Annotated in this window: 17 protein-coding genes; 5 read left to right on the forward strand and 12 right to left on the reverse strand. The window is 37.2% G+C overall.

Annotation, left to right across the window (positions count from 1 at the left end; all coding sequences use genetic code 11):
• Positions 1 to 29: 29 nt before the first annotated feature.
• Positions 30 to 776 carry a TspO/MBR family protein gene (locus ACK4M9_RS19015; protein ID WP_409854094.1) on the reverse strand — a complete coding sequence of 249 codons (747 nt, stop codon included), beginning with the start codon at positions 774 to 776 and terminating at the stop codon, positions 30 to 32.
• Positions 777 to 905: 129 nt separating this feature from the next.
• Here ACK4M9_RS19015 and ACK4M9_RS19020 point away from each other — a divergent pair, with 129 nt between their 5' ends.
• Together ACK4M9_RS19020 and ACK4M9_RS19025 are read left to right on the forward strand one after the other, a co-directional pair.
• Positions 906 to 1,973, forward strand: a complete 1,068-nt coding sequence (locus ACK4M9_RS19020; RefSeq protein WP_409854221.1) for a nitric oxide synthase oxygenase — start codon at positions 906 to 908, stop codon at positions 1,971 to 1,973.
• Positions 1,974 to 1,996: 23 nt separating this feature from the next.
• On the forward strand, positions 1,997 to 3,484 hold the full coding sequence (locus tag ACK4M9_RS19025; protein ID WP_409854097.1) for a hypothetical protein: 1,488 nt from the start codon (positions 1,997 to 1,999) through the stop codon (positions 3,482 to 3,484).
• A 55-nt stretch (positions 3,485 to 3,539) separates the two neighbouring features.
• Here ACK4M9_RS19025 and ACK4M9_RS19030 read toward each other — a convergent pair whose 3' ends face one another.
• The 9 genes from ACK4M9_RS19030 to ACK4M9_RS19070 form a co-directional block, all read right to left on the reverse strand.
• On the reverse strand, positions 3,540 to 3,935 hold the full coding sequence (locus ACK4M9_RS19030) for an ectoine synthase (RefSeq protein WP_409854099.1): 396 nt from the start codon (positions 3,933 to 3,935) through the stop codon (positions 3,540 to 3,542).
• 119 nt (positions 3,936 to 4,054) lie between these two features.
• Positions 4,055 to 5,341 carry a diaminobutyrate--2-oxoglutarate transaminase gene (ectB, locus tag ACK4M9_RS19035; RefSeq protein ID WP_409854102.1) on the reverse strand — a complete coding sequence of 429 codons (1,287 nt, stop codon included), beginning with the start codon at positions 5,339 to 5,341 and terminating at the stop codon, positions 4,055 to 4,057.
• A gap of 66 nt (positions 5,342 to 5,407) precedes the next feature.
• Positions 5,408 to 5,911 carry a diaminobutyrate acetyltransferase gene (ectA, locus tag ACK4M9_RS19040; protein ID WP_409854105.1) on the reverse strand — a complete coding sequence of 168 codons (504 nt, stop codon included), beginning with the start codon at positions 5,909 to 5,911 and terminating at the stop codon, positions 5,408 to 5,410.
• 333 nt (positions 5,912 to 6,244) lie between these two features.
• Positions 6,245 to 6,460 (reverse strand): DUF5654 family protein, encoded by a 216-nt coding sequence (locus ACK4M9_RS19045; protein ID WP_409854107.1) that lies wholly within the window; start codon positions 6,458 to 6,460, stop codon positions 6,245 to 6,247.
• 483 nt (positions 6,461 to 6,943) lie between these two features.
• A complete protein-coding gene (locus ACK4M9_RS19050; protein ID WP_409854109.1) occupies positions 6,944 to 7,090 on the reverse strand; it encodes a YfhD family protein in 147 nt (48 codons plus the stop codon).
• A 19-nt stretch (positions 7,091 to 7,109) separates the two neighbouring features.
• Positions 7,110 to 7,238, reverse strand: coding sequence for a YfhE family protein (locus tag ACK4M9_RS19055; protein WP_409854112.1), 129 nt, complete (start codon positions 7,236 to 7,238; stop codon positions 7,110 to 7,112).
• A gap of 295 nt (positions 7,239 to 7,533) precedes the next feature.
• Positions 7,534 to 8,094: a GNAT family N-acetyltransferase gene (locus ACK4M9_RS19060; protein WP_409854115.1), complete on the reverse strand. Its 561-nt coding sequence runs from the start codon at positions 8,092 to 8,094 to the stop codon at positions 7,534 to 7,536.
• A gap of 484 nt (positions 8,095 to 8,578) precedes the next feature.
• Entirely contained in the window at positions 8,579 to 9,703 is a 1,125-nt protein-coding gene (locus ACK4M9_RS19065; protein ID WP_409854118.1) for an amidohydrolase, read from the reverse strand.
• Positions 9,704 to 9,895: 192 nt separating this feature from the next.
• Positions 9,896 to 10,798: a TIGR01777 family oxidoreductase gene (locus ACK4M9_RS19070; RefSeq protein ID WP_409854120.1), complete on the reverse strand. Its 903-nt coding sequence runs from the start codon at positions 10,796 to 10,798 to the stop codon at positions 9,896 to 9,898.
• A gap of 89 nt (positions 10,799 to 10,887) precedes the next feature.
• Between ACK4M9_RS19070 and recX the strand changes: the two genes are divergently transcribed.
• From recX to ACK4M9_RS19085, 3 genes are all read left to right on the forward strand, one after another.
• On the forward strand, positions 10,888 to 11,697 hold the full coding sequence (gene recX, locus ACK4M9_RS19075; protein ID WP_409854122.1) for a recombination regulator RecX: 810 nt from the start codon (positions 10,888 to 10,890) through the stop codon (positions 11,695 to 11,697).
• Positions 11,698 to 11,876: 179 nt separating this feature from the next.
• Positions 11,877 to 13,559: an L-lactate permease gene (locus ACK4M9_RS19080; protein ID WP_409854125.1), complete on the forward strand. Its 1,683-nt coding sequence runs from the start codon at positions 11,877 to 11,879 to the stop codon at positions 13,557 to 13,559.
• 222 nt (positions 13,560 to 13,781) lie between these two features.
• Entirely contained in the window at positions 13,782 to 14,096 is a 315-nt protein-coding gene (locus tag ACK4M9_RS19085; protein ID WP_409854128.1) for a YfhH family protein, read from the forward strand.
• A 51-nt stretch (positions 14,097 to 14,147) separates the two neighbouring features.
• Here the strand turns inward: ACK4M9_RS19085 and ACK4M9_RS19090 are convergent, their stop codons facing one another.
• A complete protein-coding gene (locus ACK4M9_RS19090) occupies positions 14,148 to 14,303 on the reverse strand; it encodes a YpzG family protein (protein ID WP_409854130.1) in 156 nt (51 codons plus the stop codon).
• 51 nt (positions 14,304 to 14,354) lie between these two features.
• On the reverse strand, positions 14,355 to 14,504 hold the full coding sequence (gene sspK, locus ACK4M9_RS19095; protein WP_409854132.1) for a small, acid-soluble spore protein K: 150 nt from the start codon (positions 14,502 to 14,504) through the stop codon (positions 14,355 to 14,357).
• Between the last annotated feature and the right edge of the window lie 12 nt (positions 14,505 to 14,516).

Raw genomic sequence — 14,516 nt, forward strand, 5'->3', positions numbered from 1 at the left:
CGCTTGTGAGCTTGCTCGCCATGGCTTTTCTATTTTTTGAAAAATAAGATTGTGTACTGATTACGGCGTCCAAACAATGCCCAAACGAAAATAAATGATGCAAGAATAAATGCAGCGTATGCTACGATTGGAACAACGGCTAAATTTTTCACTGCTATGCCAATGAATGCCCAAACAAAAACTAGTGGATAAACAAAATCATTTTCTTTGACCCTAAAGAAAATAGCTAGTACTGTAGCAACAATAAGCATTGATATTGTCCAAAAAATATCGGAGAATCCAAACCGATCCCAGCCAACATCGACAAGGACATAGCTAATGTTTGCGATTGTTGCAACACTAATCCACCCTAAGTAAACGGAAAAAGGAAGCAAATCACTAAAGCTAGTTGATACTGATTTTACAGTTTTGTAAAGGAAGATCAATGTCACAAGGAAAGCGATCATAACTACAACTGATAAAACAAAATATTCATAATGCCAGAGGAAAAGCCAAAAGCTATTTAAAAAGCAGGTTAAGACAAAAAGAGGTGTTGCCTTCTTGTAGAGTGGTAGGTCTTGACGTTTTTTAGGTAAGCTGCGAAGTACCCATATAAATAATAGAAAATAAATGAGACCCCAAATACTAAATACATATCCTGCGGGTGTAAATAGAACAGTCAAGCGGTTGGCAATTTCTCCCGTTGTAAGGTTGTTAAAAGGTAAGGCATTTGCTAAATAGTTATTGAGAACAACGAAGCTCAACGACAGAAAGTTTATTGCAAAACGTAACATCATCGCACCTCCTATATCTATGTTTATTATAAATCATATTCCCGAAATTCGGACAGAATTACCAACCTATTATATAATAATAAGGGGATTTCCCTTTAAGAGAGGTCGAAAAATGTGTATTACAACAAAGAAATGTTAGATAAACAAGCAGAGCAATTTATTAGAGTATGCTATCAAGAGTTAAATAAAAGCGAGCAAGAAGCAACGTTGAGAATTGCAGCAATAAAAAATGAACTATTGCTTAATGGCTATTATGAACATACATTTGAAGAGTTAGAGTATGGTGCGAAAATGGCTTGGCGCAACAGCAATCGTTGTATTGGTAGACTATTTTGGGAAACGTTACAGGTAATTGATGAAAGGGAACTTGAACAAGAAAAAGAAGTCGCCGAAGCAATGTTTCGACATATTGAAATTGGAACAAATGATGGAAAGATCGTTCCGACTATAACAATCTTTAAACCGAAAAAATCAGATACCGATTATATTCGAATTTTTAATTATTCTTTACTTCGCTATGCTGGTTATGAAACAGAGTTGGGCATGTTAGGCGACCCTGCATCAGTCCCGTTTACTAAGCTTTGCATGGAAATGGGTTGGAGGGGGGAAGGAACCGATTTTGACCTTTTGCCAATTGTAGTTGAAGCAAATGGGAAGCAGCCGCAATGGTTTGAAATACCAAAAGAGATTGTCTTAGAAGTGCCGATCGTTCATCCAACAATTGAAGCATTTAAAGATTTGCAACTAAAATGGTATAGCACCCCAATTGTCTCAGAAATGATGCTCGAGATTGGTGGTATTCATTATACAGCAGCACCGTTTAATGGTTGGTATATGGGAACTGAAATTGGTGCCCGGAACTTCGCCGATGAAACCCGTTATAATATGCTACCAAAAGTAGCGTCGATTATGGGGCTTGATACAAGGCAAGCAAGTAGTCTTTGGAAAGATAAAGCACTTGTCGAACTTAATGTGGCGGTGTTGTATTCATTCAAGGAAGCGGGAGTAAGTATTGTCGATCATCATACTGCTGCAGCTCAGTTTAGAAAGTTTGAGGAAAAAGAGGCACAAAAAGCTCGTGAATTAACTGGTGATTGGACATGGTTGATCCCACCTGTTTCACCTGCAACGACTCATATTTTTCATAAGGAATATGATAATCAAATGATTAGTCCCAACTTTTTTCCTAACAAAAAATAGATGTGCAGGTGGTGTCAACCGAGATGATTGAAATTGAATTAATTGCATCACATAAATGTATTCATTGTGGAAAGACAGTCGAAGCGAGGGCGCAAAAAGTAGAAAACTTTGCGGAAAACACAACACCGTGGATTATGTTTTATGGGCATCTTTTTGAATTACCTTCACTTTATTGTTGTAATACCACATACTTACCAACATTTATTGCAATAAAAAGTCATAGTTCGATTGAGGATAGTTTTTTTTCAGGAAAAAAGAAAATGATGGTTGGTAGTGAGGAAGTACCGGTCATTATTGATGAGCCTAACCATTTCGCGGTGACTAGGACTTTCAAAGAGCAGATCGAACTTGAACACCAGCTAGCAAAGCAAAACAAGCTCTGGAAGCGGCAAAAAGACGATTTTTTTCAGAAAGCTTATACATACTTTACGGTACACTTTGAACAAATTATCGACGAAATGGATCATCAGGAAGTACTGGATATTTTGCGGACATTTGAAGATGGGTATCTTTCATTGGCACCACAAAGACCGCGGCGCTTTGTTTACAAGGGGAAAAATGAGCGGAAATTGATTACAAAGTGGATTAAGAAGGAGATAAAATCTCTTGCCCAAGAAGAATCAGAAGAAATTAAGAAATACCTCTTTTTCTTGATTGTTGATTATTTCGTCCAGTTAAAACTCATTCCGCAAATTCATTACTTAAAGTGGGACGCTCAAAAATTTGAGAAAATGATTGGAGAAAGTCTTTTAACGTATTTGTTAGTCTCTTTCCCTTTAACAGGTTATTTCTCATTTTTAAAAGATGAAGCGATCTTACGATTAACAAACAAAGGCCATTTTCAAAAAGAGCTGCGCCATCTACTAGAAAAAACTCAAAAAGAGTTAGCAATGGCAACTGCTACAAATAGTAAAATTCAACAAACGGTTGAAGCGCAAAAAAGGACAATAGCCGATTTAGAAAATAAAAATGAAAAACTCCGACAGCAAAATAGTCGTCTTGAAGAGCAGTTAAATGCAACTGGCGACGAGTTATTAATTGCAAGGCAGGCGCAGAAAATTAAAGAGTTAAAGGGATTGGTTAACGAGCTGCAGGAAGAAGTGAGAGACTTACGAGAAAGAGTGGGAGAGCAAGAAGAAGAGGAGGTAGTCAAGGAAGACGAAGTTATCCTCCAAAGCTCAGAAGGAGTAGTAACGGACTTTTCACCACTTAGTGGCAAAACGGTTGGTATTTTTGGTGATATTCAAGGATATGAGACGGAGGAAGAGGTCTATCCATGTAAAATCTTATCGTGCGAATCCATGAAAAACCCTAATGCGGTCAGTATATTGCGAGAGAGTGATTTTCTCGTTGTTTTGACACAACACATTTCCCATAGCTGTATGTGGTCAATTAAAGAATTTGCAAACGAAGCTGAGTTGCCGGTCATTTACTCAAGGCATACGAATGTAGCAATCATTCTTAAACAAATATTAACAATGATAAACAATAAAGAAAGGAGTATGCCCTAATCATAAGCAAACTCCTTTCTTTTAAATCCGCCTTGGGTCTAAAGCGCGGACATTATTATTTTTTTGTTTCTTCGACCAACGGATATACGCCATTTTCGTCATGAATTTCGCGTCCGGTGATTGGTGGATTAAACACACATACCATGCGCATATTTGTTTTTGCACGTAATAAATGCTCATCATGTTTATCTAAAGCATAAATAGAGTTAGTTGTAATAGGGTGAACCTTGTTGTCACTTAACGTCTCTACTTCACCTTCTCCTTCGATGCAGTAAACAGCTTCAAGGTGATTTTGATACCAAATATGTGTTTCAGTGCCTGCTTTAATAATTGTGTCATGAACAGAGTAACCCATGCCGTCACGAGCTAGTAGAAGTCTACGACTAGTCCAGTTTTCACCTTTTATTTCTTGATCAGTTCCTATGATATCTTCTAGTTTCACAACTTTCATTTAACGATTCCTCCTTGGAAAATGGATAAGTATAGACGGGGGACGCCTAAAGTCTAGGCGCACGCCGATGTTTTTTATGAATTTATATAATCTATTTTATTAGCCTGCAACTGCATTTCTTATAAATTGGCTACTAATTGTTTTGAAGAAACTAAACTACGGACGCTTTCTTCGATTACTTTAAAGCCTTTTTCTAATCCTTCATGACTAATTGTCAATGGAGGGAAAAGCTTAAATACTTCATCTTCAGGTCCAGCTGTTTCCATAATTAGTCCTTGTTCAAAGGCTTTTGCAGCTATTTCACTAGCTAGGCCTTCAATAGGCGTGCTTATTCCTTGCATAAAGCCACGACCTTTTACTTCGCCATTTAACTCAGGGTAATCAGCAACCATCTTATTTAAAAATGCAGTAATTTTAGCTGATTTTTCAGCAATATCTTTTTCGAAATTTTCATCTGCCCAATACGTTAATGCCTCAGTCGCTGTAATAAAGGCGGGATTATTGCCACGGAATGTGCCGTTATGTTCACCTGGATCCCAGATGTCTAGATCAGGTTTAATTAAAGTTAGAGCTAATGGTAAGCCGTAGCCACTAATTGATTTTGATAGACAAACAATATCAGGTTTGATCCCTGCTTTTTCAAAAGAGAAGAAGGTACCAGTTCTACCTACGCCAGCTTGCACATCATCAATAATAAGTAAAATACCCCAACGTTTACAAACTGCTTCAACACGTTGTAGCCACTCGAATTTCGCGGCATTAATACCACCTTCACCTTGGACTGTCTCGAGGATCATTGCGGCGGGAATTTCAACACCACTGCCGTTATCTTCTAAAAAGCGTTCGAGATACTCCACGGTGTCGAGCTTTTCACTAACGAAACTATCATAAGGCATAGTTACTACATGTTGTAGAGGGATACCAGCGCCTTTTCGTTTAGCAGAATTACCAGTAACTGATAATGAACCAATAGTCATTCCATGGAAGCCATTTGTAAACGAAATAACGTTTGTACGCCCAGTTACTTTTCTTGCAAGCTTTAACGCACTTTCGACAGTGTTTGTTCCAGTAGGGCCAGGGAACATTACTTTATAATCCATGTTACGTGGCTTTAAAATGACTTCATTAAATTTCTCTAAGAAGGTAGCTTTTGCTTCAGTAGCCATGTCTAGAGAATGAGTAATCCCATCTGACATGATGTATTCAACAAGCTTTTGCTTCATTTTCTCATCGTTATGTCCGTAATTTAGCGCGCCTGCTCCAGAAAAAAAGTCGATATACTCCTTACCATTTATATCCCACATTTTATACCCTTTTGCTTTTTTGAAAACAGTTGGGAAGCTTCTTACATAACTTCGAACATTTGATTCTAATTCCTCAAATATTTTCAGATCTTGATTTACCATATGAATAAATCCCTCCTCGGTTTTATAGGAAACTTTGAAAAAAGCATACTTAACAGATCGTTTTACTCAGATAAATGGGCCGATTCGAAACGTGAGTTCTTCCTCATGGCCTTCTCCTGGGAACAAATCGGCAGGAAAACATGGTGTAACTACACATTCTTTTTGATTTTTACGTGCAAAGCCTCGAAATAAAGATTGTGAAGCTTGGTTGGATGGGGTAACAGTTGCTTCTAAGTATCGAACATTTTTGCAGACATCTCTTTTTAAAAGTTCAGCAAGCATTTTTGATGCGATACCTTTTCCTTGTTGAGATGGGTCAACTCCAACTTGCCATACGAAGATGACATCTTGTTGCTTTGGGGGAATAAAGGCGGTTATAAATCCTAATAAGTTCTCATTCTTTTTAACAACCACACATGTTTCACTGAAATATTCACACATCATAATGTATTTATATGGTGAGTTTAAATCCAAGGTGGATTGTGATACCAACTGCCACATTAATGACCCGTCAGTTACTTTTGGTTTTTCTATAGATATTGTTTGGTCCATTGTATTTTTACTTTTCATTGCAGATCACCGAAATGTCTATGCATGAAAATATATGTCACTCTCCTTTAAAGTAATTGTTAACACTATTTAATGATAGTAAGTTCGCTATAGATAAGCAAACGTGTTAATCCGTGATAAATAGCGATTAGCTTCCGTTAATCACCATAATCGAAAATGAGCACTAGGATTATCTTTTATTGCTACCTAATTGTTCCATTTTCACCTTTTTTCAAGAATAGTTAAAAAATTAGTTAAGATTTTTTTTGATAATCAAAACATGGACGAGCCATTTACGCAGGGCTTTAACTCTCAATCGCGTTCACGCAGCAAACAATACCTGAAAGATGCGTATTACTCTTCTTCTAAAAAGCTTGCAAAAATCGTCGTGATTAAAACAGCAATAGCTGTGATCAAAATAGCAAATATAAACCGCTCCCTGATGCCCTCGCCATAAGGGAAAAGTGAATTAAATAAAGCTTGTACAGCATCATTCCATGCAAGAGCGGCCATAACCCCAGTAGCCGCAGTAAATAGAGTTATGATTTGTTCTAATAATTTTCGCCCCATAGAAACCACCTCAATTCATCTTTATGAGCTAGATTTAGAAATAGAAGAATGAATTGAAGAATTGCATGAGTTTTTGTGCGCGTTGCCTTAGATTGCGAGCTTATTTAATAATTGTGCACGATTCGGTATAGGTTTTTCGCAAAAATCTAGTCTTTCTACGCCTTTTTAAAAGATACCTGCGCCAAAAATTGAATTGATATGCGCACTTACTAGTTTATGTGCAGAAAATAGAAATAGAGTCCGAGTAAAAAGGCCACTCGGACTCCAATTAACTAATTAATAGGGCAGTGCGCCATTTACTAGTTTGTACGCATTGCGATTTACCTTTGTCACATTGCTTTAACAGATTAAACAGTTTGTAGTGAAAACCGCTTTATGAAGTTTGATTAAAAAAGAGCATAAAAAAAGGAATGACATTAAAGATACTAGCTCAAATGCTATATCATGCTTGAGCTCACTTCTTTTAGTCATTCCTCAAATTAATTATTTTCGTTTTTTGGCTCTAGCATCTGCTGCTCTAGAGCGCTCTTGAGCTTCTAGGTCGTCTTGGTCAGCTAATTCTTGTGAAAATTCAATATCTCTTCCATCACTTACTACTTCTTCTGCTTTTTTTTGCTTATTTTTAGCCATTCGAAAACACCCCGTTTAATTATTGTTTATTTCCTCTAGCACGTTCCATTGCTCGGTCAGCAGCTTTAAACTCAGATAAGAAATGAACTTCTTGTGCCTTTTTTAACGTTTTTCGTTCGTCTCTAGCGCGTTGTTTTTTACTTTCCATTTTTCTCTACCACCTTTAGTAAGCATTTTCACAAGTAGTTTGCTTACATCATAATAAATTTATTCAGGACCATAATGTAAACCCCGTCCAAATCAACTCGCTTGCACCGATATTATTTCTCTGCGAGTGCCAGCCAAGTTCGTGCGCCAAATTCATGAGCTTCTGCGCCATTTTTTAGTATTTCAGCGCAAAAAATGTTGAGTAGTGCGTCAAAATCAGTTTTCCGCGCGGACACGCCTATGTTGTGTGCATAAAAAAATAGGAGTGACATACTTAGTCAGCTCCTACTTGATTATTATGCTTCTTTTAGCTCTAATTCATGTGCATGTGCATGTTGTTGTCTGTATTGGTAAAGCGTAAATTGGTCTTTTTCAATTTGGAATAAATCATATATGATTGTGTCTTTGTTAATTTGATCAAAGATATCTTTTCGAGTTTCGTTTGCTAAAGTCACGTAAGATAGTTTTTCTGCGGCTTTTCTAGAGCGAATATTTTCTGTGCGAATTCTCATGTATACAGCTTCGATTGAAAGCTCGTAGAATAATTCGTTAAAAAATGCATCCTTTGCAAGGTTATTATACCCTTTTCCATGGTATGGTTTGCCTAACCACGTGCCTAAAAAGCCGGCATGTTCATTAACATCAAATAAATTAATTGTTCCAATAGGGTTACCCCACTCATCAAGGATTGTTCGTGAAATAAGTTCACCCCGTTCTTCAGCCTCAATCGTTTGTTTTGTTAAGAAGAGAAACTCATCATAGGAATTTGCTTTTTGACGAACAAATGGGAAAACAGCTGGATCAATCATTAACTCATATAGCTTGTGACAATCTGCTAAATCGCGCTTTTTAATCATTTTTTACCCCTCCACATAGGGGCAGAAAAATAAGCCTTAGCTCGCTCCACCCCTCGAATTTAATGAAATTGCCTATCAAATTCGGGGTGGGAATCGAACCCACTAGGACCAGTAACACTGGTGGCGCAACCAATTGCCTTCCCATTTCTTTTCTTTATAGAACTATTATCAAAACATATAATTGCAGCACCTCGGTTCGACGAGACAACCTGCAGAGTAAAAAATAAAAAGCACGTTAAAAACTTGTCACCGCGAGTACGGTACATGTGCTTTTTATATTGTATTGGTTTTATACCCAGAATAGTCATAAAGTTAAACAAAAAATTCTCAATTTATGCGATATTTCACGAAATTAAGCCATTTTCGTTGTTTAAGGTACTTTACCTTCAAAAATACGGGCTTTAACTCATGTATTAGTTCGTTTACTTGAAAATCCTTTATCATCATAATCGATTTGAACTAAAAATGGAACCCCTTTTTTTATTTATTTTTTGTAAATAATTTCCCCGTTTATTATTGTTAAATCAGGGCTTGCCATATAGTCAAACGGGTGGTGATTCCAAAGAACAACATCAGCGTCTTTTCCAACCTCCAAGCTCCCTACTCGATCATCGACGCCCAAATTTTTTGCTGGGTTAATTGTAATACCTTTAAGGGCATTTTCTTCTGATAATCCCTCTCTAACAGCAATAGCAGCACATATATTTAAATATTGGATCGGAGTATAAGGGTGATCAGTTGTAATTGAAACATTAATGCCGTGTTCAGTTAATATGCTGTATGTTTTCCAGGTCTTATTTTTTAATTCAATTTTTGAACGTCTTGTTAGAGTCGGTCCTACTGATACTTGAACAGGGTAATGGGTTAATTCTTCAGCAATTAGATGTCCTTCTGTACAATGCTCAATCCGTAAATCTAATTGGAATTCTTCAGCAAAGCGAACAGCAGTCAGGATATCGTCAGCGCGGTGAGCGTGAATTCTAACCGGAATTTCCCGTTTTAATGCCTTTATAATTGGTGCCATTCGAAGATCATCTTCATTTGGGTTTTGTTTCGCTTGATAAAATGCCTCACGAAGCATACCCATAATTCCCATCCTAGTAATATCGTTATTTTTAGTAGAAGTACTATGCACTCGTTTGGGATTTTCACCTAGTGCTAGTTTCAAGCCAGCGGTTTCTCTAATAATCATCTTTTGTACATTCTTACCCACAGTTTTTATGACAGAAGTTGTCCCGCCAATAACATTAGCACTTCCAGGCATAACATGAACTGTCGTTACTCCAAACCTTACGGCATCATTAAAACCAATGTCCAATGGATAGACACCGTCAATTGCTCGAATATGTGGCGTGAGCGCGTCAATTGTCTCGTTCGCATCATTCCCAGCCCAACCAGTTCCTTCATCATATAATCCCAAATGAGTATGGGAGTCAATAAACCCTGGGAGAAGATGTTTATTCGTTCCATCAATAACCGTCATGTCAGCTGTCGGCTCAATGGACTTTTCGATTAAAGCAATCTTCCCATCTTTTATTAATAAAGAAGCTTTTTCAGTTTTTGGCGAAGTAATCGGGTAAATAGTTGCATTTTGAATAAGAATTTTCATAGCTATACTCCTTTAAATGTTATATAAAAGCGGTCGCATTAGTTGCGCACCTCAATGAAAAATAAATAGGCTGTCATGTAAGTGGCAGTACACCTCAATGTGATACTATATAGTAATGTATGTTTGTACATTAATCTATTTGTATTAAACGAGGTGACTGATGCTTTACTTTGGACAGCCTCATGATAAACCTTATAAATTCAAACTTTTCAATGCTTCATTTAGATTGGGATACTTAAATTGAAAGCCATGGTCAATTGCTTTTTTAGGAACTACATTTTGTCCTTCAAGGACAAGTACACTCATTTCGCCCAGTAACAGTTTTAAGGCAAAGCTTGGAGTCGGTAGCCAATGTGGTTTGTGAATGATAGCTCCTAGTGTTTTTCCGAATTCCTTCATTCGCATTGGGTGTGGTGCGGTAATATTCAGTGGTCCGGAAATTTCGCCATTTTCGATCGCAAACTTAATTAGGTTAACGGCATCTTCAATGTGAATCCAGGACAGCCACTGTTGACCACTTCCGATTGTCCCACCAGCAAAAAGCTTGTATGGGAGAATCATTTTACTTAAGGCACCACCATCCTTTGCCAATATGACTCCAAAGCGAAGGAAGACTGTTCGAACCCCAAGTAATTCGACCTTTTTTGCTTCTTGCTCCCATTCTTCAACAACCGTAGCTAGAAAATCCGTCCCAGCTTCATCCTGTTCTTCCGTAAAAATGGAAGACAGTGATGTTCCGTAAAACCCAACCGCAGAAGCGTTAAGAAAAACAGCAGGCTTTTTCTTTAACCTTTCAATTAATGATATGCAATTACGAGTAGCGGTAATCCGGCTATTTAATATCCTTTGTTTTTGGTCAGTTGTCCAACGGCTATTGATTGTTTCACCTGCTAAATTAATTATCACATCAATATTTTCAAGATGTTGTTCTGGTGTATCATCAGAACCCAACCATTTTATATATGTAATATTATCTATTTTTTTCTTATTTTGAGGATTTCTTGTTAAAATGTAGATATGATGTTTATCTTTAACAAGGCTGTCGACTAAACTCGAACCGATTAATCCAGTGCCACCACATATCACAATATTCATAGAAAACACCTCCACAATTTCTTATAATCCATTATGCAAAATTGAAATGGAAAAAGCCAGTAACCATACTTAGGGAAGGAGTGATTAGGATGGCAGTGATTTCGAAAATTACGATCCAGAAGAAGAATAAAGAACGTTACAATATTTTCCTAGATGAGGAGTATGCTTTTAGTGTCGATGAAGCAATTTTAATTTCATACAATTTAAGAAAAGGTTTGGAAGTAACGAAGGAATTTCTTGCTGATATTGTTGTTGAAGACCATATTAGAAAAGGATATCAATCTGCAATAAACTATTTGTCTTACCGAATGCGCTCTGTAAAAGAAGTACAGGATTATTTACGAAAAAAGGAGCTAGAACCTGAAGTTGTTAGTAAGATCGTCAATAGATTAATAAAAGAAAAGTATTTAAATGATAACGAATATGCAAGCGCATTTGTCCAGACGAGGCTTAATTTAACATTAAAAGGACCTGAGTCAATTAAGCGAGAGTTAATGGAAAAAGGCGTTGGCGTAGCTGAAATTGAAGAAAGTCTCCAGTTGTACTCTATATCAGAGCAGTTAGAGAAAGCAGTTAAGTTTATCAAGAAAAAGTACCCAACTAAGTTAAAGACTTCGCGCATGGAGCAAGATCAAAAAATACATTTGCAATTAGTCTCAAATGGATTCTCACATGATATCGTTAAACAAGCCTTTAAAATATTTAATGAAGAAGTAGAAGATGAAATCGATGAAGAATGGGATGCTATCAATTACCAAGGGGAAAAAGCTTTTAAGAAATATCGAACTGTGATTGGTTGGGAAAAAAATCAGAAGGTTAAACAATACTTGTACCGTCGCGGCTTTTCCTTTGATTTGATTGAAAAGTTCCTTGACTATTATGAAGGGGACGGGGAATAAATAAGATACAGATAATCCTTGCTATCATAGGATTTTTTGTTGTTTAAGAGAGCAACTGGTGAAATTGATATATTAATTTTACAGAAATATGGTTTAAACTGGTGCGCTAATATGTTAAAGTACTTCAAGTCACCGGTTTAAAAATACTGTTTTTATTTAATGAAAGGAAAGAATAATAAATGTTTACTACTTTAGTTGCTTTAACACCTATTATAGCGGTTTTACTTTTTTTAGTTGTTCTTAAGATGCCTGCTGTTAAGGCGATGCCGATTAGTCTTTTGGCTACAGCGATTTTAGCTGTTCTATATTGGAAAGTACCAGTTATTCAAGTTGTGGCTGCATCGCTTGAAGGGATCATTATTGGCGTATCAATTTTGTACATAGTTTTTGGAGCCATTTTACTTTTGAATACGTTAAAGCTAAGTGGAGCGATTGATACAATCCGCAATAGTTTTTTAGGTATTACTGCTGATCGCCGCGTACAATTAATAATCATTGCTTGGTTATTTGGAGCCTTTATTGAAGGTGCAGCAGGCTTTGGAACACCGGCTGCGATCGCAGCTCCTTTATTAGTAGCTTTAGGATTTCCACCTCTGGCAGCTGTTGTACTTGCATTAATTGCTGATAGTAGTCCAGTTTCTTTCGGAGCGGTAGGAACGCCAATAATCGTCGGAGTTAATCAAGGACTACAAGAAGGGTCAGAAATTGCACCAATTGTTCAACCATTTCTAGGTGACATGACGATGCTTGATTATATGCACGTATTAGGAGCGCAGGTGATGACTATAGATGTCATTGTTGGTACTTTTGTACCGTTAATTTTGGTGCTTCTGTTAACAAAGTTTTTCGGCGAAAATCGTTCCTTTAAAGAAGGACTAAAAGTATGGAAATTTGCCCTTTTTGCAGGACTCGCCTTCACGCTTCCAGCATTAGTTGTCGCAACGTTCTTAGGGCCAGAGTTCCCATCCATCTTTGGTGGCTTAATTGGCTTAATTATTGTTCTCCCAGCCGCAAAAAAAGGTTTTCTCTTACCAAAGGAAACATGGGATTTCCCAAAGAGAGCCGATTGGTTACAAGCATGGATTGGTCAAGAATATGCAAGCGAAGCTGCCCAAGTCAAGGAAAAGGGCATGAAAAAGGAATTACCACTTTTAGTTGCTTGGGTGCCGTATTTATTAGTCGGACTTTTCCTAGTTCTGACAAGGCTTGAAGTATTGCCATTAAAACAATGGTTATTAAGCTTTAAGATTTCTTGGAATAATATTTTAGGTACTGATATTGGCACATCGTTACAGCCCTTATATTTACCTGGTTCGGTGTTTGTCCTAGTTGTTTTAATTACGTTCTTTGTTCATAAAATGACGAAAGCGCAATTAGTAGAAACATTTTCAATGTCAGGTCGCGCTATCGTTGGCAGTGCAATTGCATTATTTACCGCAGTACCAATGGTTCGGATTTTTATTAATTCAGGTTTAAATGATGCAAATCTACAGAGTATGCCAATTGAGTTAGCGAACACTGCATCCGCATTAATGGGAGGATCGTGGCCGTTAGTGGCTCCTTTAATCGGAGCGTTAGGATCATTTATCTCAGGTAGTGCCACTTTTAGTAATATGATGTTTTCATTGTTCCAGTTTAGTGTAGCAGATCAAATTGGTGTTGATCCAACCGTTGTTCTAAGTATGCAAGTGCTTGGCGCAAATGCCGGCAATATGATTTGCGTCTTAAACGTAGTTGCAGCAGCTTCTGTAGTTGGCTTACTTGGCAAGGAAGGGACAATTATTCGCATGACAATTGGACCGATGCTATACTACTCGTTATTCTCAGGGGTCATCGGTTTGGTCTTAGCGTATTTATTATAATGTAAGAGAGCTGCACACTACTTGTTAGACATTAAACTAACAGTAGAGTGCAGTTTTTTATTTTTAGATCAATTCGCTAGACTACCAAAAAGGGCTGAAAAAATTTATTAATGTTTTACCGCTTGGTGTTTGATGCTTTGCGGATAAACGATAATAGTTTTGTCATTTTAGAAAATTAGATATAATAATGTAAGAAATTAGTTCTATCTTGGAGGGATTTTCGTGGAAAAACGCTACAGTCAAATGTCAGAATATGAAATTCGTCAGGAAATAACTCTTTTAAATGATAAAGCAAAAAAAGCAGAGCAAATGGGTATGGTGAACGAGTTAGCAGTTTATGAACGAAAAATAGTCATGGCAAAATCATATTTGTTAAATCCAGATGATTACAACGCTGGTGAAACGTATGAAATTAATGACGGAGAAGGAACGATCTTTAAAATTTCGTATATGAATGGAATTTTTGCTTGGGGTTACCGAGAAGGAAATGAGAAAGAGGAAGAAGCTTTTCCGATTGCCTTATTAATTAAGCAATAAAAAAGCTGCCTAAATCGAAAATCTAAATTTTCGATTAGGCAACCTGTACCCCTACGCTCTTTTTCGTGTTTGCACTCGAAGAACGTAGTTATGAAGACTAACCTCAGTCTCACCATTTACTTGCGCATACGAGTGTTTTGGATTGGCACGTGGAGATTGGAACGGATCTTGATAGTTAGGGCTACGACCTTTACTAAATTGTTTCAAGATAAGCACCTCCTAGTTTTATCCAAACATAAACAAGGCTTCTTTACTTACTTATTTTCGCTTTTGATTAGAATTCATCATCCGCTCTTGGGGATGATTTCTAATTGTACCATCAGCACGTTTTGAAGAGTATTCTTCTTTTGCGCGTGGCTCGCCGTCGAAAGACATTCGGTTTGGAAACCCTTTTTCTTTGTTACGCATCGGTGAAAACCT

This window comes from Anaerobacillus sp. (genome assembly GCF_046314235.1).
GTDB lineage: Bacteria > Bacillota > Bacilli > Bacillales > Anaerobacillaceae > Anaerobacillus.

Coding starts and splice junctions, on each gene's coding strand:
- ACK4M9_RS19015 (WP_409854094.1), bottom strand. CDS start 776: ATGATGTTACGTTTTGCAATAAACTTTCTGTCGTTGAGCTTCGTTGTT.
- ACK4M9_RS19020 (WP_409854221.1), top strand. CDS start 906: ATGTTAGATAAACAAGCAGAGCAATTTATTAGAGTATGCTATCAAGAG.
- ACK4M9_RS19025 (WP_409854097.1), top strand. CDS start 1,997: ATGATTGAAATTGAATTAATTGCATCACATAAATGTATTCATTGTGGA.
- ACK4M9_RS19030 (WP_409854099.1), bottom strand. CDS start 3,935: ATGAAAGTTGTGAAACTAGAAGATATCATAGGAACTGATCAAGAAATA.
- ectB (WP_409854102.1), bottom strand. CDS start 5,341: ATGGTAAATCAAGATCTGAAAATATTTGAGGAATTAGAATCAAATGTT.
- ectA (WP_409854105.1), bottom strand. CDS start 5,911: ATGAAAAGTAAAAATACAATGGACCAAACAATATCTATAGAAAAACCA.
- ACK4M9_RS19045 (WP_409854107.1), bottom strand. CDS start 6,460: ATGGGGCGAAAATTATTAGAACAAATCATAACTCTATTTACTGCGGCT.
- ACK4M9_RS19050 (WP_409854109.1), bottom strand. CDS start 7,090: ATGGCTAAAAATAAGCAAAAAAAAGCAGAAGAAGTAGTAAGTGATGGA.
- ACK4M9_RS19055 (WP_409854112.1), bottom strand. CDS start 7,238: ATGGAAAGTAAAAAACAACGCGCTAGAGACGAACGAAAAACGTTAAAA.
- ACK4M9_RS19060 (WP_409854115.1), bottom strand. CDS start 8,094: ATGATTAAAAAGCGCGATTTAGCAGATTGTCACAAGCTATATGAGTTA.
- ACK4M9_RS19065 (WP_409854118.1), bottom strand. CDS start 9,703: ATGAAAATTCTTATTCAAAATGCAACTATTTACCCGATTACTTCGCCA.
- ACK4M9_RS19070 (WP_409854120.1), bottom strand. CDS start 10,798: ATGAATATTGTGATATGTGGTGGCACTGGATTAATCGGTTCGAGTTTA.
- recX (WP_409854122.1), top strand. CDS start 10,888: ATGGCAGTGATTTCGAAAATTACGATCCAGAAGAAGAATAAAGAACGT.
- ACK4M9_RS19080 (WP_409854125.1), top strand. CDS start 11,877: ATGTTTACTACTTTAGTTGCTTTAACACCTATTATAGCGGTTTTACTT.
- sspK (WP_409854132.1), bottom strand. CDS start 14,504: ATGCGTAACAAAGAAAAAGGGTTTCCAAACCGAATGTCTTTCGACGGC.